Source organism: Ochrobactrum sp. SSR (assembly GCF_030067775.1).
GTDB classification, from domain to species: Bacteria; Pseudomonadota; Alphaproteobacteria; order Rhizobiales; family Rhizobiaceae; genus Brucella; species Brucella teleogrylli.
This window is the reverse complement of the sequence record NZ_CP125969.1, coordinates 226136-243519: the sequence shown is the minus strand read 5'-3', so window position 1 is coordinate 243519 and position 17384 is coordinate 226136. Positions and strand designations below refer to the sequence as shown.

Below are 17384 nucleotides of genomic sequence, written 5' to 3'. Positions count from 1 at the left end.
GCCTGAAGCTGCACCACACGAATCAGTCGTATTCGTTGGAAACCATTGCTGGCGGCAATTCCTGTTTTAAATCAGGCCCGCCGCTTACATTGCTAACAGTTGCCGGTAGCGCATCCAGTTCGAAGTTCGGTTTGACCCCGAGGAAGGATGCCGAGCGACTGATGATTTCATAGACCATCGGCGCAGCATTGAAGCCCGCGGTCGCGCCGAATTTGCCCTGTTCCGGCTTCGGCTCGTCGATGATGGTCAGCACCACATAGGCCGGATCTTCGATCGGAAACGCGGCAAGGAAGGCGTTAAAGCGCGAATCCTTCGAATAGCGACCGTGAACCACCTTTTCAGCCGTACCCGTCTTTCCACCGACACGATAGCCCGGAACGGCTGCGCGCTTGCCCGAACCGCCCGGCGCCGTGGCATTGAGGCGGTAGAGATAACGCATATCAGCAGAAACTTGTGGATGAACGACCTGCTTCTCTCCCAGCGCGACGGTCTCAGCCTGAGAACGCATCAGGAAGGTCGGGTTGAACAGCTTGCCACCGTTCATCAACGCTGCCGCACCCACCGCAGTCTGCAACGGGGTCGTCATCATGCCGTGACCGAACGAGATGGTCATCGAATGGACCTTCTTCCAGACGCGCGGCTCAACGGGACGCGCCACTTCCGGCAATTCCGTCTGCATGCGGTCAAGAAGACCCATCTTCTTGAGGAAGGCGCGGTGGCCTTCGATGCCGACGGCATCGGCTTCGCGACCGGAACCGATGTTCGACGAATAGATGAAGACTTCCGGCAGCGTCAGCCAGCGGCCCTTGCCGTGGAAGTCGCGGATGGTCTGGCGACCGAACACCAGCGGACGCGTCGCATCGAGCTTCGACTGCAAGGTGAACTTGCCGGAATCGAGCGCCATCGCCGTCGTGAAGGTCTTGATAGTCGAGCCCATTTCATAGGTGCCCGCCGACATGCGGTTGAGGCGATCCTTGTCGAGCGCATTGACCGGGTTGTTCGGATCGAAATCCGGCACCGAGGCCATGGCGATCACTTCGCCGGTCTTGATGTTGAGAACAACGGCGCCGGCAGCAATGGCGCGATAGCGCTCCATGGCCTTGACCAGAACGTCGCGCATGATGTGCTGCACGCGAATATCGATGGACAGACGCACCGGCTCCAGCGACTGACCGGTCGCAAGACCGGCAAGACGGAGATCGGTCAGGCCCTGGCTGTCGATATATTTTTCCATACCGGCAATGCCCTGATTATCGACATTGACCAGACCGAGAATGTGGGATGCGGTAGGACCGCCCGGATAGAAGCGGCGCTTTTCGGTGCGGAAACCGATGCCCGGAACGCCCAGCGCCATGATCTGGCTCTGCTGCTTCGGCGTCAGGCCGCGCTTGACCCAGACAAAGCCCGCGCCGCTCTTGAGGCGCTTATAGGTCGCCTCCCAATCGAGATCGGGTAGCACCGTGGAGAGCATTTCGATGGTTTCGTCGGGATCGACGATCTTGCGCGGTTCGGCGTAGAGCGAAGCGGTGTTGATATCGGTCGCGAGAATTTCGCCGTTGCGATCCAGAATATCCGGGCGCGAGGCAAGCTGCTGCACGGCTGGACCGGAAGCATCTTCGTCCTCACCGCCAATCATGCCGAAATAGACGAGCTTGCCGCCTATCACGCCATAAATGCCGACGAAGCAGGCAATCGCCATCCACAAACGGTTGCGCGCACGATTGCCGTGCTTTTTACGCGACCCGACAAAAGCCATGTTGCCAGCCAGCTTTTCATCGCCGACCGGCTCCATGCCGTCCATCATATCCTGCTTTTTCTTTTTTGAAAGACCGAGTTTCAGCCGCATGATCAGTGCTTTGCCCCGCTCTTCTTGACGCTGCCGGTCGTGATCTTGTCCTGTTCGAGGACGCCGCTTGCCACCAGTTCATCGGTGCCGGAGATGATTTTCTGAATGTCGTCCAACGGACGCTCCGGAATGTCACCGGCGCTCAAAATGAGCTGCTCGGCCACGATGGGCTGCAGGTTCAGTTCTTTTTCATAAACGCCCGTCAGGCTTTGCAGACGGCCCGGCTGGGTCATGAGCGCCCAGTCGGCGCGCAGCAGCGTGATCGTGTCGCGCTCGGAATTGATCTGACGCGTCAGCTTGGCAATGACCGCGATCTGCTTTTCCGCGTCATACTTGATGGTGTAGGTGACAGCCGCTGCCACCAACATCGCCGCAATCATGATGAGATCGAAAGTACGCAGCACTCGTTCAACTCCGGCTTAGTTCATGCGTTTCAGGCAGTTTGGGAAGCCCGAACAGCGAAAGATCATCTTCAAGCGACGGATTATCAGTCCGCACTCCTGCGCGCAGCTTCGCCGAGCGCGCACGTGGATTGCGGGCTTCTTCTTCCGGCGTCGGCCCGACAGCGCCCTTAACGGCGGGCGTGAAACTTGGATGGCGCACATGGGTTTCGGGCATATGCCGCGAACCCGCACTGCCGCCTGCACGATCCGCGAAATAGCGCTTCACCATGCGGTCTTCGAGCGAATGGAACGTCACCACCACCAGCCGACCGCCGGGCTTTAAAACCTGTTCGGCTGCCAGCAATGCGCGGGCCAGTTCACCCAACTCATCATTCACGTAGATGCGCAATGCCTGAAACACGCGCGTCGCAGGATGGATAGGCACTTTGGGATTACGACCGACCAGCGTTTCAATCGCATTGGCGAGATCAAGCGTGCGGGTGAACGGCTGCGCCTCGCGGCGCTTCTCGATCATCCGCGCGATGCGCCCTGCATGACGCTCCTCACCGAGGAAATTGAAAATGCGCGCCAGATCGCCCATCTTCAGGCGATTAACAACATCGGCAGCGCTGGGACCTTTGCTGGACATGCGCATGTCGAGCGGCCCGTCCTTCTGGAAGGAGAAGCCGCGCTCGGCTTCATCGATCTGCATCGACGAAACACCGATATCGAGCACAACGCCATCCACTTTGCTGCCTGCTCCCTTCACTTGCGCAACGGCTGAATCCAGTGCCGAAAACCGGCTTTCCACCAGATGCAGACGCCCTGGAAACTGCTTTTCGATGGCGCGTCCGGCTTCGATGGCCGTCGGATCGCGGTCGATCGCGATCACTTCGGCGCCCTCGTCCAATATGCGACGGGTGTAGCCGCCTGCCCCAAAGGTGCCGTCGACGATGACTTCGCCGGGCTTGGGCTTGAGAGCGTCAATCACCTCGGAGATCAACACCGGAACGTGACGGACTTCAGCCCCTTCGGCTTGAGATTTGTCTCCGCCGAGGCTCGCCATCATTCCGTTCCTTTCCCGGGAGTTGCCCCCGCTATCCTGTTTTCTGTCTGCGGATTCCGACCATTTGTCGCCATGACGGATTCGTTCGTCAGTTATCGGATATTAAGCTTAATGAAGCGTTATCCTTTACATGAGCGCACAGGAATATTGAGGGGAGTAAGGGAGTAAGGGAGTAAGGGAGTAAGGGAGTAAGGGAGTAAGGGAGTAAGGGAGTAAGGGAGTAAGGGAAGAGGATCGCGGGCGCTTCTTCAGCGCAAGCGTTTTTTTCGGGGCTACGAGTTCCTACCCTATTCCCCTATTCCCCTATTCCCCTATTCCCCTATCCCCCTATCCCCCTATTCCCCTACTGCCCTACTGCCCTCCCTCCTCCCCCTATTGACGCGTCACCCGTCTGCCATTATTAAATGCAAATAGTTTGCAAGTGCATATTGGTAATAAAGGTATTTAGCATGACACCCCATGGAGCGGGCCCCTCCGAAGGTCATGACGTCACTTTTGAAGGCTGGCGGCGGGATCGCGGCGAAGCTTCAATGTCCGATGTTCATCGCTCCGTGGCGGTCAACCGCTCCGGGTCGCGCTTTCGCAGGGCCATGGCCTTTGTCGGCCCTGGCTATCTGGTCGCCGTCGGCTATATGGACCCCGGCAACTGGGCGACCTCGCTCGCCGGTGGTTCCCGCTTCGGCTATGCGCTGCTGTCGGTCGTGCTGCTGTCCAACCTGATGGCCGTTTTGTTGCAGGCGCTCTGCACACGGCTCGCAATCGCGACTGGCCGCGATTTGGCGCAGGCCTGCCGCGATGCCTATCCCCGTTTTCTCGCCTGGCCGCTCTGGCTGCTGGCGGAACTGGCGATCTGCGCCACCGATCTTGCCGAAGTTATCGGTACGGCCATAGGCCTCAATCTTCTGTTCGGCATTCCGCTCGAACTCGGTGTCATTATCACCGCCGCCGACGTGCTTTTGGTGCTCTATCTGCAAAATAAGGGTTTCCGCCGCGTCGAGGCGCTCATCATGACGCTTCTGGCCGTCATCGCGCTCTGTTTCCTGATCCAGATCCTGATGGCGCAGCCGAAATGGAACGAGGTCATTCTCGGATTTGCGCCAACGGTCGAGATCATCCGCAACCCGGACATGCTTTATATAGCGCTCGGCATTATCGGTGCGACGGTCATGCCGCATAATCTCTATCTGCATTCGGGCATCGTGCAGACCCGCGACTATGGGCATACGACCGCTGAAAAGCGCGAAGCCATCCGCTATTCGACGCTTGATTCCACCATCGCGCTGACATTCGCCCTGCTGGTCAACGCATCGATCCTGATCCTCGCCGCAGCCAGCTTCAACGCGACCGGCAATACCGGCGTGGAAGATCTGGACAAGGCGCATGCCCTGCTCAACCCGCTGCTCGGATCATCGCTTGCCCCCACGCTTTTTGCCATCGCGCTTCTGTGCTGCGGCCTGAATTCGACCATCACCGCCACCATGGCGGGGCAGATCGTCATGGAAGGCTTTATCCGTATCCGGTTGAAGCCGTGGCTGCGCCGCGCCATCACCCGCTTTGTGGCCATTGTGCCCGCCGCCGTCGTGACGATCATGTACGGTTCGCAGGGCACGACGGAACTCCTGATCCTGTCGCAAGTTGTACTCAGCCTGCAATTGCCCTTCGCGGTCATTCCGCTGGTCATGTTCACGGCGGAAAAGAAGAAGATGGGCTCGCTGGTCGCGCCGCGCTGGGTCACGCTTCTGGCTGCCATCACTGCCGTTATCATCGTCGTTTTGAACCTGAAGCTCATCTATGACTTCTTCACCGGCGTACCGATCTGATTAATCCAGCGCATCCCGAAAAATGTGAAACGGTTTTCGGAAAAGATGCGCGTTAAAATGAAGGATCCGCGCAACGCCTCCCAAGCAACTGCGCACAAGCAAAAAGCCCGGCTCAAAGCCGGGCTTTTTCGCTATCGAAGAAGTGTCAGCCGGTCTGTAAGCCGGGTTCTGTATGGCCGGGCTTTCGCCCGACGTGGCAGCCATTCATCTGGGACGGATGTTGCCACCCGCCTCTTGCAACCCACCCGGACGACTGATCCGGAAACCGATTGCCGGTCCTTGCGAACCGGCGCGCCGTCCCTATTCGGTTTTGCTCCCGGTGGGGTTTACCGTGCCGTCTGCATTGCTGCAGACGCGGTGGGCTCTTACCCCACCCTTTCACCCTTACCTCGTCATCCCTGTCGTTGCAGCTTCTGCACAACGATACGGAAGACGAGGCGGTTTACTTTCTGTGGCACTATCCCTGGGGTCACCCCCGCCGGGCGTTACCCGGCACCGTGTTTCCCTGGAGCCCGGACTTTCCTCACCTGCCGCCTTTCGGCATATGACAAGCGCGGCTGCCCGACCGACTGACACCGCGTATAAATTCGCTTCTGCCCGAAAAAGCAACAAAAAAGCCGGTAGCAAAACCGCTACCGGCTTTTCGTTCACATCAAACGGCTTGAAACTCTACGCAACCGCCGACGCAAATTCTGGAGCGAACTCCAAAAGCGATGCTTAAAGTCCGGCCATATATGCCTTCACCGAGCTGCAATATTTCGCAGAGATCGGGTTCATGCGCTTTGCACCATGACCGGCATTGTATTTCAGGATCGTGCCGCAGGTGCTGCCGCCGCCAAGCTTCTGGGCCATGGCGAGGTATTTCATGCCGTACTGGATGTTCGTGGCAGGCTCATAAAGCCCCTTGGCCGAGCCGGAATAGCCCATGGCGCGCGCCGTCGAGAGCTTGATCTGCATCAGGCCGATTTCGCCTGCAGCACCGCGCACATTCGGCTGGAAATTGCTTTCGTGACGCACGACCGCATGAGCGAGCGAGGACGGCACGCCATAAGTGGAAGCGTAGCGGTTGATGATCTGTGAGTAGCCGCTGCCGCTCTTGACCGAACGGCTGGCACCACCGGACTTGGACGAACCGGAACGCGAACCCTTGCCTGCGGGGGCTGCGCGGTTGGTGATGACGGACGCCTTTTTGACCGAAGGCTTCGCCTTGTCGGCCTCAGCAACTTTGTTCTGCTGACGCGCCTTGAGAAGTGCTGCGAGGTTGGTTGGTTCACTTGCAGGGGCGCTAAGCGCCGGATTCAGGCCAAACGAACTCATCGCGCCAACAAGGGCGCTAACAATAACAAATTTTACTTTCATAACCTACCGTCTTGGAACGTTTCTTATGGGGGACCGCCCGTCTTGGGGGGAGACGATCCGTTTATTCGGGTCCCGTCCGGTATGAGCTCTCGAGGCCCATTTCCGCTGGGATTGATCGATGATCTGAAGGGGAAATGCAGCCGAAGATTGGTTGCAAAAGTAAAATCGTCTTACAGGTTGTAACAAAACCGACTCAATCGGACGTGAGTCGACGCCCCGTCACTTAAGCGAGGTCTAAAAGGCGATTCGGCTAAATTTTTGAAATTTTGAACGAAATTCTAATTAAATTGCGAAAGACGCCCGATGGATACTGCTTGATCAGGCGGTAACATTTTGCAGGGAAAAAATCAGCCTGTAGAGGGTATCTATGGTAGAAACATCGGCAACACCGTCTACATTTTGTGGCCGAAAGTGACGCTGAAATGCCTTAACCACGATTTCCGTGGCTTCATCGAAGATACCGGTGATCTCAATTCCATAGCCGTAGAGCGCCAGCATCGACTGCAAAGCCTCCACCGGCTGCCCCTGTTCGCCCCGCGCCAAAAACCGTCCGCCGCGGATCGGCGTCGGCTCCACATAATGCCCGACACCCGCCTCATGCAGACGTTTCCACGGAAAGCTCTGGCCGGGATCGGTCTTGCGCGCCGGTGCGATGTCCGAATGCGCCAGCACGTTTTCCGGCGCGATGGCGTGGCGTGCACAAATATCGCGGCTGAGACGGATCACCGCCTCGATCTGCGCATCCTTAAACGGCGGATAGTCTTGCAGAACGCCTGGATTGACGATTTCGATGCCGATAGATGCCGAATTGATGTCGGTCTCGCCCTTCCAGAAGCTCTTGCCCGCATGCCAGGCGCGGGCCTTTTCCGAAACCATCTGCAACACCTTCCCGTCCTCTAGAACGAGATAGTGAGCCGAGACCTGCATTTCGGGCGATTTCAGAATGTCGATCGCCTCCTGCGCGGTCGCAAGGCCGGTGTAATGCTGGATCAGAAAAACCGGCGTCTTGCCGTCGCGGCGCGGACCGAAATTGGGCGAAGGATCGAGCGTGGCATCGGGAAAATCGGGCTTTTCCAGCGCCAGTTCCGCCAATTCCTCATCCTGAAATCCGGTTGCCTCGCTCGACGTCTGCATCACGCAGCCTCCAAATGCTTTTCTATGCTCGCCCAAGCCGCGTTTATGGCAGCAAGGCGCGCATTGGCAATAGCAATAAATTCGAGCGGCAAACCTTCGGCAACCAGCCGGTCGGGATGGTGCTGCTTGACCAGCGAACGGTAGCGGCTGCGCGCAGTATCGAACGACACCCCGCGTTCAAGACCCAGAATGGCATAAGGATCGCCCTCGCCACGCTGCACATGCCGGATCGCGATGCGGTCGAAGGCAACCTCGTCAAAGCCGAAAATACCGGCGACTTCGGTTAGAAATGCCAATTCCTTTTCATGGACATAGCCATCCGCCTTGGCGATATGAAACAGTCCGTCGAGAATATCTTCCAGTAGATGGCACTCGGTCTGGCCTTCCTGACAAAGTCCGGCCAGCTGGCGCGCATAGCTTTCGAAACCCGCCACATCCTGCTTGGCCAGATCGTAAAGCCGGGCGACATGCGCGGTTTCTTCCTGCGGCACCGCAAAAATATCCTGGAAAGCGCGTATCTCGTCCTGCGTGACCACGCCGTCGGCCTTCGCCATTTTTGCGGAGAGCGCGATCATGGCAATCGAGAAGGCCACCCGCCTGCGCGTATCGGCATCGCCTTCAAAAACGGTGCGCACAGCCTCGATAACGCCTGTAATGGCGTTCGACGTCACTGACGCCACAAACTCACCGATGCGAACCCAAATCGACATGGGGCTTTTCTACAAAATTCCGTCGCGGCTGGAAACCGCCTGCATGAAGCGAAGTCGAAAAAACAATGATTTATATGCGCTTATCACCGGTCTGTGATAAGAAATGCCCTGAACTGTTATGGTGTAAACCAAAAAAGGAGAACGCCGTTCCCAATTAATTGGATTGAACGGCGTTCTGGCGTTCATTGAAGGAGCGTTGTGCCGTCGCGGCAGCAGCTTCTCCGGCGGCTTGGGCCTGCTCGGCATTTTGCCCGACAGCCTTTGCGGCGGATTCGGCATTGGTGCGGGCGCGTTCGATGGCAGCCGCCTGTTCCTCGGGCGTGGTCACACCGGCGTTCTCGCGCAGTGCCTTGACCAGATCTGGCCCCTCTTTTTCCGATGCGCCTTCCGCTGGTGCGGCAGGCTGGGAAACAGCAGCGCCGTCCTGCGCCGGAGCGGCAGCCTTTTCCTCGTTGCCCTTGCCGCAAGCAGCAAGCGCAACCAGAACAATGGCGGCAACGAAAAACAGGGTGTTACGGTTCATGACCAAAGCCATAACCGAAGATAGCCTGCGTTTAAACACGGAAATCGCTTGCGCGCCGTCTTTCCCGTAAAATGCCGCGGGATCGTTCATGCATTACACTTCCTTCTGGGACAAATGGCGATCCAGTTTCCCGGATCGCCATTCGTATGACGTTTACCACACGGGTCTATGACAGCTCACCAGCCGTAACTTGCCCGCGCTTTATTGATACAAAATAGCACCCGGGCTTAATTAGCAGGCGCAGTACCGGTACCGCCCGTACCCGTGCCCGGATTTGCCGGAGCCGGTGTTGCAGGCGTGGTGTTCGTATCATTGTTCGAAGGTGCGGCCGGCGTCGTCGGGGCCGGTGCCGGAGCGTTGCTTGCGCCGTCATCCTTCTTGTCGTTGCAGGCGGCAAGGCCCAGAAGCGATACAGCGGCAACAGATGTAATCAGAAACTTCTTCATTTTGGCTCTCCTTCCTAGCGTGGGTTGCTCGATCCGAGCTTATCCCTGTTGAGCATGGCGCAGTTTGCGCAGACACCCCTCTGCTCTTTTCATAGCTTTCTTCGTGTCCATCCGGCTTCTTACCGGTCGGGCACTTTTGCGGTTGGATCAGGCACAGAACTCCTGTCGATACCCACCGTCACAGAAGAAAACGGCAGACCAAAGGAAAGGTTCTCTCAATTAGTCTTACTGTCCGTAATAAAACGCCAATATTGCAGACACTTAATCCCGCATTTCCCAGTCAGAAGCGATCATTAATCCGTCAATCCCCTATGTCACAGCGATGTCATGCCCAGTGTTTAACTTTTTTGAAACCAAGCACGGGATTCGTCCCAAAGGGGAATTCATGGCCGACCAATCAGCCGACGGTACTATTCTGAAGCGTGCAGTAACTCAGAACCATGCGCTTTCCCGCGCGGGTTTTTCGGAACGGTTGTTTGCCTGGCTCTTTAAGGGGCTGGTCTATCCGCAAATCTGGGAAGATCCGGATGTGGACATGGCGGCCCTCGCCATTCAGCCCGGTCATCGCATCGTCACTATCGCGTCTGGCGGCTGTAACGCGCTTTCCTATCTCACCGCCGATCCCGCCCGCGTCGAGGCCGTTGATCTCAACGAGGCTCATGTCGCCTTCAACCGGCTGAAGCTGGCCGCGCTCAAGAACCTGCCAGATTACAGCGCCTTTTACCGCTTCTATGGCAAAGCTGACGACAAGACCAATCTGGCTGCCTATAAGCGCTTCGTGCGTCCGCATCTTGATGCCGAAAGCCGCGCTTACTGGGAAAAGCGCAAGTGGAACGGTCGCCAGCGCATTTCGATCTTCTGGCGCGATCTTTACCGTCACGGCCTGCTCGGCGTATTCATCGGCATGGGCCATCGCGTGGCGCGGCTCTATGGCATTGATCCGCGCGATATTCTCAAATCGCGCACCATGGAAGAACAGCGCAGCTTCTTCGACACCGCACTTGCGCCCTTGTTGGAAAAACGCATGGTGCGCTGGGCAACCGCACGAAAATCCTCGCTGTTCGGTCTTGGCATTCCGCCCCAGCAATATGATGCGCTGGCCACCGCCGGAAACGGCAATATGGCCGAGGTGCTGCGCAGCCGCCTTGAAAAGCTCGCCTGCGGCTTTCCGCTGACGGAAAACTACTTTGCCTGGCAGGCTTTCGGACGCGGCTATAGCGGCAACGAAGAAACCGGCCCGCTGCCGCCTTATCTGTCGCGCGCCAATTTCGAAACAGTCCGCGCCCGCGCCGACCGCATGACGGTGCAGAACGCCAATTACACCGACTTTCTGGCCGCCAAACCCGCCGCATCGGTGGATCGCTATATCCTTCTCGACGCGCAAGACTGGATGAACGACAGCCAGCTGAATGCCGTCTGGAGCGAAATCACACGCACTGCCGCACCGGGCGCTCGCGTGATTTTCCGCACTGCCGCCGAGCCGAGCCTGCTGCCCGGTCGCGTCGCGCCGGAAATTCTCGACCACTGGGAATACCGCGAAGACGAATCCCGCGCATTGCATGACCGCGACCGCTCGTCGATTTATGGCGGCTTTCACCTTTACGTCCTGAAGGACGCGTGACATGCTGCAAAATACTGAAGGCAGGCAGGGCAACAGTCAGGGCGCAAGTCATGCGCGGCTGATGGACCGGGTCTATCGCCGCCAGCGCCACTTTTATGATGCGACCCGCAAATATTACCTGCTGGGCCGCGACCAGATGATCGCGACGCTCAATGTGCCGGAAGGCGGCAGCGTTCTGGAAATCGGTTGCGGCACGGGCCGCAACCTCGTCAAGACGGCCGAACACTACCCTGATGCAAAACTCTATGGCATCGATATTTCAGCAGAAATGCTGGATACGGCCCGCAGTGCCGCCAAACGTGCGGGCATCGAAAGCCGCACCCGGCTGGAACGCGCCGATGCGGCGCAGTTCGATCCCGAACAGCTTTTCCATCAAACAGGCTTCGACCGTATCTTCATTTCCTATGCCATATCGATGATCCCGCAATGGCAATCGGTCATCCGCGAGAGCATTCGCCATCTGGCACCACAAGGCGAGTTGCATATCGTCGATTTCGGCGATCAAAGCCGCCTGCCCCGATGGTTCAAGCGCGGGCTCTATAAATGGCTCGACTGGTTTCATGTCACGCCGCGTCAGGACATGTTCGCCGTGTGCGAACGGCTTGCTGCCGAACGCGGCCTCACAGTGGAACGCCGCGTGCTTTATCACGGCTTTGCGTGGATCGCCGTCATCCGGGCTTTTGCATAAAATTAGGAGCAACAACGCCACAGGCTGGTGACGACCGGGTGCGGATCGCGTAACCGTTGTAGGGACTGATTCGCGACACCGGAAACCCTGCATGAAACGTCTCATGAGCCGTCTGGCCAGCCGCAATTTTCTTGGCCCCTGCTTTGCCTCCTGCATGGGCGTTTTTCTGCTTTCGGCCTGTACGACAGTGGATTACGATTTTTCCGATGTGAAAAAGAACGGTACGGTCGCCCGCATCCCACCTCCATCGGGTTCGGTGAAGGCGCCGCGCTTCGGCGACCGCGATCCGCATGACTGGACCGGCAAGACGCCCTGGCACTATCCGATCCACGGCACTGACGTTTCGAAATATCAGACCAGTGTGGACTGGAGCGCGGTCCGCGCCAGCGGCATTTCCTTTGCCTTCATCAAGGCGACGGAAGGCGGCGACCGGCTCGATGACCGCTTTGCCGAGCACTGGAACGGCACGCGTCAGGCAGGCATTCCACGCAGCGCCTATCATTTCTATTATTTCTGCCGCCCGGCCATCGAACAGGCACGCTGGTACATCCAGAACGTACCGCGCGATCCGTCCGCACTGCCGCCCGTTCTCGACATGGAATGGAACCCGCAATCGCCGACCTGCAAATTGCGGCCCAATGCAGCGGTTGTGCGCAAGGAAATGCGCATCTTCCTTTCAGCGCTCGAAAAGCATTACGGCAAGCGTCCGATCATCTACACGACCGTCGATTTCTTCGACGATAACGACCTGCGCCAGCTTCCAGACTATCCGTTCTGGCTGCGTTCGGTCGCGGGCCACCCGGACGAAAAATACGGCCCGCATCCGTGGACTTTCTGGCAATATACCGGCACGGGCAGCATTCCGGGCATCAAGGGCGACGCGGATATCAATGTCTTCGCGGGCGACGCAGCCACATGGAAAAAGTGGCTGGAAAGCAACAAGGGCCGTTAAGACGGGCCTGTTTGGCTGATCGCACCAAGTTTTGCTTCATTTCCGGGTCTTGTTGGGGCAATAGCTTTAACAATTCCCGGAAGGGCAAGCCTGTGCCCTGCAAAATAGTGTGAGTTACCGATGAAGTTTGTTGCTTCCATCATGACAGCCGCCCTGCTCGCTTCGACCGCTGTGTCGCATGCGCAGACCGCAAGTGCGTCTCCGGCACCTGCGGCTCCGGCTGAAACTGCCGTGAACATGCCCAAGCCCGAATGCGAAACCGATCTCGGCCAGTGGGTCGAAAATCTGGCCAAGGAAGCGCGTGAAGCTGGCGTCGGCGACAAGGGCATCAGCGAGCTGCACAAGGCCTCGCTTGAACAGAAGGTGCTCGACCGGGATCGCAAGCAGACCGTCTTCAACCTGACCTTCACCGAATTTTCCAAGCGCCTCATCTCCGAAGCGCGCCTGAAAAAAGGCCAGGAAAATCTGGTTAAATATGCCGATGTCTTCAAGAAAGTCGAAGACACCTATGGCGTGCCGGGTCCCGTTCTCGCTGCCTTCTGGGGCCTTGAAACCGACTACGGCGCGATTCAGGGCGATTTCGACACGCTGAATGCGCTTGTTACCCTTTCCTACGACTGTCGCCGCCCGGACCTTTTCCGTCCGCAGTTGATCGCGCTGCTCAAGCTGTTCGACACGGGCGTTGTCGATGCGAGCACGACCGGCGCATGGGCTGGCGAAATCGGCATGATGCAGCTTCTGCCCAAGGATTATCTGGAGCGCGGCGTCGATGGCGACGGTGACGGCAAGGTCGATCTGAAGAACAGCGTTCCCGACGCCATGATGACCGCCGGTCGCATGATTTCGGAACTTGGCTGGAAACGCGGCCAGCCGTGGCTGGAAGAAGTGCGCATCACCAAGGATTTGCCTTGGGAAGAAGCCATCCGCACCAACCGCAAGCCGCACTCCTGGTGGGCCGCGCAGGGAGTGACCGGCCTGAAGGGTCCGCTTGGGCCGGATGACGGCGATGCTTCGCTGCTGCTGCCGCTGGGCCGCAAGGGCCCGGCCTTCCTGTCCTATGCGAATTTCGACGTCTTCGTCGAATGGAACAAATCCATCGTCTACGCCACAACCGCAGCCTATTTTGCGACCCGCCTCGCGGGTGCACCTGCATTCGATCCCGGCAATCCAATTCCGGGTCTGACGCAGGATCAGATGAAGGAGCTGCAAACCAAGCTTCAGGCGCGCGGCTATGATATGGGCGCGAAGATCGACGGCGTTTACGGTCTCCTGACCCGCGATGCCGTGCGCGCCGAACAGATGCGGCTTGGCATGCCGGCCGATTCCTGGCCAACCCAGGAGCTGCTGGACAAGCTCTGAGTCACACAATGAAGGCGCGGGCTAATCCCCGCGCCTTTTCCTTTCCGACACCCTGACTGCGAATGCCTGCCTCATGCTCACCACCCTGATCGTCGTCCTGCCCGTATTTGCGCTGATTTTTTCCGGCTGGGGGGCGTTCAAGCTGAAAATACTGGGACCGCACGCCATAGCAGAGCTGAACCGCTTCGTGGTTTATCTGGCGCTGCCTGCGCTGCTGTTCGACATTATGGCCAACACCCATGGCAGCGAACTCTGGCAACCGGGCTTCATCGCCGTCTTCCTCTTGAGCAGCGCCGTCGCCTTCGTCCTGCCCTTTCTGGTGCGGCTGCGCGGAAAGCTGCCGCTTGCCGACACCGCGCTGGACGGCCTCAATGCCGCCTATCCCAATACCGGCTATATGGGCATTCCGCTGTCGATGATCGCTTTCGGTTCCGGCGTTCTGGCCGCAACCACCATTTCCATCATCATCACCGTTTGCGTGACTTTCGCCTTTGCAATCGTGCTGATCGAGATCGGCCTGCAAACCGAGAAGAAGCCGTTTCATCTCGTCTGGAAAGTCGTCCGCTCGCTTATCCGCAATCCGCTGCTTTTTGCTCCGGCGCTTGGCGCGATTTTCTCTTTCCTCGGGCTGACGATCCCTGCCCCTGCCGAAACTTTCCTGAAAATGCTCGGCGGCGCAGCATCGCCCTGCGCGCTCGTGGCGCTTGGCCTGTTCCTCGCGCAATCGCGCAAGGTCGAACGCGAAAGCGTCAACGCCATTGCATTCCTCGTGTCGATCAAGCTGATCGTCCAGCCGCTCACCACATGGCTGCTCGCGGTGTATGTCTTCGGATTGCCGCCGCTGATGGCGGAAAGTGCCGCCCTTCTCGCCGCCTTGCCGACAGGCACCGGCCCTTTCATGCTCGCCGAACATTACCGGCGCGAGGCGGCCATCACCTCCAACGTCATTCTCTATTCGACGGTAATTTCGGTGGTAACACTCTCCGCCTATCTGGCTTTGATCCGCTGATAAAAAGCGGGATTTCGCATAGGCGCATTGTAGGAGCGGATTGTGGGAATTGTGGCTATTTCCCTGTAAATCCTGTCAGTTCTGTGTCTTTTTCATGAAATGTGAACAGATTTTTCAGGTTAAAAATTTCAATAACTTAGGTGGTAAACAGAAGGTTTTTTTCGCAATCACGCCAGGTTGCAGCACGAAATCTTCTTTTGTTCTCGGCTTTTTGCGCTTAGATTCCAGTCTCTACCAGCGCGCACCGGACGCTTGTCTGGCGCATATGAAGGAGACAGACCGATGGGACTGACACGATCTTTGAATGTCCTCATGATCTGTGCAGCATTTGCATTTGTTGCAGCGTTGATAGCAGGCGTCATACCGTAAAGCAGACGCATCAGACCATTACGGCGACACGGGTTTCGAGGATAGACCGGTCTCGCAAGAAACAGAAAGCCCGCCATTTCGGCGGGCTTTCTTTATTTTCAGGCAGGCTCCAGCACCGCTTCCGTCTTCGGGCGAATGCCAATCATATGGCAGATCGCATAGGGCAGATCGGCGCGGTTCATCGTATAGAAATGGAAGTCCTGCACACCGCGCTCGATCAGATCCATCACCTGTTCGGCGGCGATGGCCGCAGCCACGAGCTGATGCGTCTGCGGGTCGTTTTCCAGCCCGTCGAAACGCTCTGCCAGCCAGGCCGGAATATGCGTCGCGGAACGGGCGCAGAAATTCTTGACCTGCTTGAAATTATGCACCGGCAGAACACCCGGAACGATCGGGATATAAATCCCCGCCCGGCGCACGCGCTCGACATAACGCTCATAAAGATCGTTCTCGAAGAAGAACTGCGTGATGGCGCGGGTGGCGCCAGCATCGACCTTGCGCTTCAGCATGTCGATATCGGTCGCGAAATCCGGGCTTTCCGGATGCTTTTCCGGATAGGCGGAAACCGAAATGTCGAAATCCGCAATCTGACGCAGGCCGCCGACCAGATCGGCACCGTTCAGATAACCACCGGTTGTCGGCACATATTTTTCACCAATCCCCGCTGCCGGATCACCGCGCAGGGCCACGAAGCGGTTCACGCCAAGATCGGCGAACTCGCGCACCACGCGGTCGACTTCCTCACGTGTTGCATCCACACAGGTCAGATGCGCCGCAGGTTTGATGTCGGTTTCTTTCAGGATTCGCGCCACCGTCCGTATCGTACGCTCACGCGTGGAACCGCCCGCGCCATAGGTCACGGAGACGAATTCCGGTTGCAGCGGTGCCAGCCGTGTGACCGTTTCCCAAAGGCGCTGTTCCATTTCTTCCGATTTGGGCGGAAAGAATTCGAACGATACCCGGGTGGTCTGGCCGACATCCGGTCGGCGGGAAAGACCATAAAAACCCATCACACTGTCTCCGTCATGCTTGATTCATTCGTTGCCGGAGCGGCAATGAGAAGACGCGGATCACGTGCAAGCCAAAGCTTGACGGTCAGCCCCTCATCGCCGCTTGCGCCTTTCGGGCTTAATTCCAGCGTCTTTTCAGGCTCAAGGCCCGCTTCCTTCATCCAGCTCAGCATCTGCTCGTCGCTGAAGCCAAGGCGCAAATGCGCGTGGTCTTCGCGCAGGAATTCGAGCGTATGCGGCGCAAAATCGACAATCAGCAAGCGACCGTCCGGGCGCAGCGCACGCGCGCCTTCACGGATTGCCGAAAGCGGATCGTCCAGAAAGTGCAGCACCTGATGGATCGTCACCAGATCGAAGCTTTCGCGTTCGACCGGCAGGGCATAAACATCGCCTTGGCGCACCTGAGCATTGCCGATGGCGGCAAGATCGAGATTGGCCCGTGCCACCGCCAGCATGTCGCGATTGATATCGATGCCGAGACCGCGCGCATAAAGCGGCGCGAAAAGCTCCAGCAGGCGCCCGGTGCCGGTCCCGACATCGAGCATGGCCTGAAACGGCTTTTCACCGACGATCTTCTTGAGGGCGGTTTCGACCGCATTCTCGGAAACATGCAGCTTGCGGATTTCGCCCCAGCTGCCAGCATTGGCGCTGAAATAGGCCGCGGCTTTTTCCTGACGGCTGGATTTGACCTGCGAAAGCCGCTCCTGATCGCGCTCGACCAGCGCATCAGAGCGGTCGAGCCGCGCCAGCAAACCACGTGCCAGATCGCCGCTGATCGCATTATCCGCCAGCCGGAAATAGGCCCATGCCCCTTCCTGATAGCGGTCGATGAGATCGGCTTCGCCCAACAGCTTGAGATGGCGCGATACACGCGGCTGCGACTGGCCGAGAATTGTCGTCAGATCGGAAACTGTCAGGTCGCCCCGCGCCAGAAGCGCCAGAATGCGCAGACGGCTTGGCTCTGCCACCGCCTTCAACACATCCACCATCTGATCGAGTTGCAATTGCAAACCGGCCATGTCCTCAGCTCTTCCGTTGCGGCACAACCTTGGCTGCGCTCAAAAACATATAAAGATATGTTTATATGGA

At 58.0% G+C, this 17384-nt stretch carries 15 protein-coding genes, 1 other RNA gene and 1 pseudogene; 6 read left to right on the top strand and 11 right to left on the bottom strand.

The annotated features are described in order from the left end of the window. Nucleotides 1-22: 22 nt before the first annotated feature. From QLQ11_RS01130 to rsmH, 3 genes are read right to left on the bottom strand one after another with little or no spacing between them, the layout of a single operon-like run. Nucleotides 23-1846: a penicillin-binding protein 2 gene (locus tag QLQ11_RS01130; protein ID WP_109369416.1), complete on the bottom strand. Its 1824-nt coding sequence runs from the start codon at nt 1844-1846 to the stop codon at nt 23-25. A 2-nt stretch (nt 1847-1848) separates the two neighbouring features. Then, a complete protein-coding gene (locus tag QLQ11_RS01125; protein WP_109369417.1) occupies nt 1849-2250 on the bottom strand; it encodes a hypothetical protein in 402 nt (133 codons plus the stop codon). A gap of 4 nt (nt 2251-2254) precedes the next feature. Beyond that, nucleotides 2255-3298: a 16S rRNA (cytosine(1402)-N(4))-methyltransferase RsmH gene (gene rsmH, locus QLQ11_RS01120; RefSeq protein ID WP_171318237.1), complete on the bottom strand. Its 1044-nt coding sequence runs from the start codon at nt 3296-3298 to the stop codon at nt 2255-2257. A gap of 446 nt (nt 3299-3744) precedes the next feature. On the opposite strand from rsmH, the gene QLQ11_RS01115 reads away from it, so the two are divergent. Beyond that, nucleotides 3745-5115 (top strand): Nramp family divalent metal transporter, encoded by a 1371-nt coding sequence (locus QLQ11_RS01115; RefSeq protein ID WP_109369419.1) that lies wholly within the window; start codon nt 3745-3747, stop codon nt 5113-5115. 141 nt (nt 5116-5256) lie between these two features. On the opposite strand, the gene rnpB is transcribed toward QLQ11_RS01115, so the two are convergent. The 6 genes and pseudogenes from rnpB to QLQ11_RS01085 form a co-directional block, all read right to left on the bottom strand. After that, an RNA gene (rnpB, locus tag QLQ11_RS01110) (RNase P RNA component class A) lies at nt 5257-5688 on the bottom strand. A 144-nt stretch (nt 5689-5832) separates the two neighbouring features. Beyond that, the gene (locus QLQ11_RS01105; protein WP_109369420.1) at nt 5833-6474 is read right to left on the bottom strand and encodes a lytic transglycosylase domain-containing protein; all 642 of its coding nucleotides are present in this window, start codon (nt 6472-6474) and stop codon (nt 5833-5835) included. Between the two features lie 318 nt (nt 6475-6792). Then, entirely contained in the window at nt 6793-7608 is an 816-nt protein-coding gene (locus QLQ11_RS01100) for an N-acetylmuramoyl-L-alanine amidase (RefSeq protein WP_109369421.1), read from the bottom strand. Further along, nucleotides 7608-8318: a DnaJ family molecular chaperone gene (locus QLQ11_RS01095; protein ID WP_109369422.1), complete on the bottom strand. Its 711-nt coding sequence runs from the start codon at nt 8316-8318 to the stop codon at nt 7608-7610. The genes QLQ11_RS01100 and QLQ11_RS01095 overlap by 1 nt, the downstream gene beginning before the upstream one ends. A 154-nt stretch (nt 8319-8472) precedes the next feature. Further along, nucleotides 8473-8924, bottom strand: a pseudogene (locus tag QLQ11_RS01090) (antifreeze protein). A gap of 144 nt (nt 8925-9068) precedes the next feature. Continuing rightward, the gene (locus QLQ11_RS01085; protein ID WP_109369424.1) at nt 9069-9287 is read right to left on the bottom strand and encodes a hypothetical protein; all 219 of its coding nucleotides are present in this window, start codon (nt 9285-9287) and stop codon (nt 9069-9071) included. Between the two features lie 385 nt (nt 9288-9672). Here QLQ11_RS01085 and QLQ11_RS01080 point away from each other — a divergent pair, with 385 nt between their 5' ends. From QLQ11_RS01080 to QLQ11_RS01060, 5 genes are all read left to right on the top strand, one after another. Continuing rightward, nucleotides 9673-10908 (top strand): DUF3419 family protein, encoded by a 1236-nt coding sequence (locus QLQ11_RS01080; protein WP_283735919.1) that lies wholly within the window; start codon nt 9673-9675, stop codon nt 10906-10908. Nucleotide 10909: 1 nt separating this feature from the next. Beyond that, nucleotides 10910-11596, top strand: coding sequence for a class I SAM-dependent methyltransferase (locus tag QLQ11_RS01075; protein ID WP_109369426.1), 687 nt, complete (start codon nt 10910-10912; stop codon nt 11594-11596). 103 nt (nt 11597-11699) lie between these two features. After that, entirely contained in the window at nt 11700-12548 is an 849-nt protein-coding gene (locus tag QLQ11_RS01070; RefSeq protein WP_109370266.1) for a GH25 family lysozyme, read from the top strand. Between the two features lie 120 nt (nt 12549-12668). Beyond that, a complete protein-coding gene (locus QLQ11_RS01065; protein ID WP_109369427.1) occupies nt 12669-13907 on the top strand; it encodes a lytic murein transglycosylase in 1239 nt (412 codons plus the stop codon). Nucleotides 13908-13980: 73 nt separating this feature from the next. After that, nucleotides 13981-14916, top strand: a complete 936-nt coding sequence (locus tag QLQ11_RS01060) for an AEC family transporter (protein ID WP_121536416.1) — start codon at nt 13981-13983, stop codon at nt 14914-14916. 467 nt (nt 14917-15383) lie between these two features. Here the strand turns inward: QLQ11_RS01060 and metF are convergent, their stop codons facing one another. Both metF and QLQ11_RS01050 read right to left on the bottom strand, forming a co-directional pair. Then, nucleotides 15384-16295 carry a methylenetetrahydrofolate reductase [NAD(P)H] gene (metF, locus tag QLQ11_RS01055; protein ID WP_121536418.1) on the bottom strand — a complete coding sequence of 304 codons (912 nt, stop codon included), beginning with the start codon at nt 16293-16295 and terminating at the stop codon, nt 15384-15386. Then, nucleotides 16295-17314, bottom strand: coding sequence for a metalloregulator ArsR/SmtB family transcription factor (locus QLQ11_RS01050; protein WP_121536420.1), 1020 nt, complete (start codon nt 17312-17314; stop codon nt 16295-16297). Before QLQ11_RS01050 ends, metF begins: the two co-directional genes overlap by 1 nt. Nucleotides 17315-17384 lie beyond the last annotated feature (70 nt).

Excerpts from the sequence above, each read along its gene's own strand:
- QLQ11_RS01075 (WP_109369426.1), top strand. The coding sequence starts at position 10,910 with ATGCTGCAAAATACTGAAGGCAGGCAGGGCAACAGTCAGGGCGCAAGT.
- QLQ11_RS01080 (WP_283735919.1), top strand. The coding sequence starts at position 9,673 with ATGGCCGACCAATCAGCCGACGGTACTATTCTGAAGCGTGCAGTAACT.
- QLQ11_RS01065 (WP_109369427.1), top strand. The coding sequence starts at position 12,669 with ATGAAGTTTGTTGCTTCCATCATGACAGCCGCCCTGCTCGCTTCGACC.
- QLQ11_RS01095 (WP_109369422.1), bottom strand. The coding sequence starts at position 8,318 with ATGTCGATTTGGGTTCGCATCGGTGAGTTTGTGGCGTCAGTGACGTCG.
- QLQ11_RS01105 (WP_109369420.1), bottom strand. The coding sequence starts at position 6,474 with ATGAAAGTAAAATTTGTTATTGTTAGCGCCCTTGTTGGCGCGATGAGT.
- QLQ11_RS01070 (WP_109370266.1), top strand. The coding sequence starts at position 11,700 with ATGAGCCGTCTGGCCAGCCGCAATTTTCTTGGCCCCTGCTTTGCCTCC.
- QLQ11_RS01100 (WP_109369421.1), bottom strand. The coding sequence starts at position 7,608 with ATGCAGACGTCGAGCGAGGCAACCGGATTTCAGGATGAGGAATTGGCG.
- QLQ11_RS01060 (WP_121536416.1), top strand. The coding sequence starts at position 13,981 with ATGCTCACCACCCTGATCGTCGTCCTGCCCGTATTTGCGCTGATTTTT.
- metF (WP_121536418.1), bottom strand. The coding sequence starts at position 16,295 with ATGGGTTTTTATGGTCTTTCCCGCCGACCGGATGTCGGCCAGACCACC.
- QLQ11_RS01050 (WP_121536420.1), bottom strand. The coding sequence starts at position 17,314 with ATGGCCGGTTTGCAATTGCAACTCGATCAGATGGTGGATGTGTTGAAG.
- QLQ11_RS01130 (WP_109369416.1), bottom strand. The coding sequence starts at position 1,846 with ATGCGGCTGAAACTCGGTCTTTCAAAAAAGAAAAAGCAGGATATGATG.
- rsmH (WP_171318237.1), bottom strand. The coding sequence starts at position 3,298 with ATGATGGCGAGCCTCGGCGGAGACAAATCTCAAGCCGAAGGGGCTGAA.
- QLQ11_RS01115 (WP_109369419.1), top strand. The coding sequence starts at position 3,745 with ATGACACCCCATGGAGCGGGCCCCTCCGAAGGTCATGACGTCACTTTT.
- QLQ11_RS01085 (WP_109369424.1), bottom strand. The coding sequence starts at position 9,287 with ATGAAGAAGTTTCTGATTACATCTGTTGCCGCTGTATCGCTTCTGGGC.